We start from the raw sequence: 1,019 nt of genomic DNA, 5'->3' as shown, positions 1-1,019 counted from the left end.
ATCGAGCTGCTTGGCCACGACATCACCCGCACGTCGCCGGCCAGGGTCGCGCGAATGGGTCTGGTGCGCTCGTTCCAGATATCGGCGATTTTTCCGCATCTCAGCGTGCTCGACAATGTGCGCGTCGCCCTGCAGCGGCCGGGCGGGCTCAGCGTTCAGTTCTGGCGCTCGCTGGCGGCGCTCGACCGGCTGACGCCGCGCGCCGAGGAATTGCTGCGCTCGGTCGGTCTCGACGACGCCAGGAACAGGCTCGCCGGCGACCTTTCCTATGGCAGGAAACGCGTGCTCGAGATCGCCACGACCCTGGCGCTCGATCCGAAAGTGCTGCTGCTGGACGAGCCGATGGCCGGCATGGGGCACGAGGACGTGGCCACGGTTTCCGACCTTATCCGTTCGGTGGCCAAGGATCGCGCCGTGCTGATGGTCGAGCACAATCTGACTGTGGTGGCCGACCTTTGCGACTGGATAACGGTCATGCAGCGCGGCGAGGTGCTGGCCGCCGGCGACTACGCCACGGTCAGCCGCGACGAGCGCGTCAAGATCGCCTATATGGGCACCGCCGATGACTAGTACCGCACCTCTGCTTGCCGTCAGCGGCCTCAACGCCTGGTATGGCGAGGGCCATGCGCTGCACGGCGTCGATCTGGAAGTGTATTCCGGCGAGACGGTCACACTGCTCGGCCGCAATGGCGTCGGCAAGACGACGACGCTGCGGGCCATCATGGGGCTGATCCGCAAGCGAACCGGCGGGATCGCCTTCGACGGCCAGGATCTGATGCGGCTGCCGCTGCACCGCACCGCGCATCAGGGCATCGGCTTCGTGCCGGAGGAGCGCGGTATTTTCGCCACGCTGACCGTCGACGAGAACCTGGTTCTGCCGCCGGTCGTGGCCGAGGGCGGCATGAGCGTCGAGGAGATATTCGATCTGTTCCCCAATCTGAAGGAGCGGCGCAACAGTCCCGGCACCAGGCTGTCGGGCGGCGAACAGCAGATGCTGGCGATCGCGCGCATGTTGAGAA

General features: G+C 66.2%; 2 protein-coding genes. Both read left to right on the top strand.

The window, feature by feature from the left end; translation table 11 throughout:
- Positions 1 to 570 (top strand): ATP-binding cassette domain-containing protein (locus EN984_RS15525; protein WP_164765486.1); only part of this gene is annotated, 570 nt, incomplete at its 5' end.
- A partial coding sequence (locus tag EN984_RS38810) for an ATP-binding cassette domain-containing protein (RefSeq protein WP_245480068.1) occupies positions 563 to 1,019 on the top strand: 457 nt, incomplete at its 3' end. The genes EN984_RS15525 and EN984_RS38810, both read left to right, overlap by 8 nt.

It is taken from the genome of Mesorhizobium sp. M7A.F.Ca.CA.004.12.1.1, assembly GCF_003997835.1.
GTDB lineage: Bacteria > Pseudomonadota > Alphaproteobacteria > Rhizobiales > Rhizobiaceae > Mesorhizobium.
The sequence above is the reverse complement of the archived record's forward strand: the minus strand, read 5'-3'. Positions and strand labels throughout refer to the sequence as shown.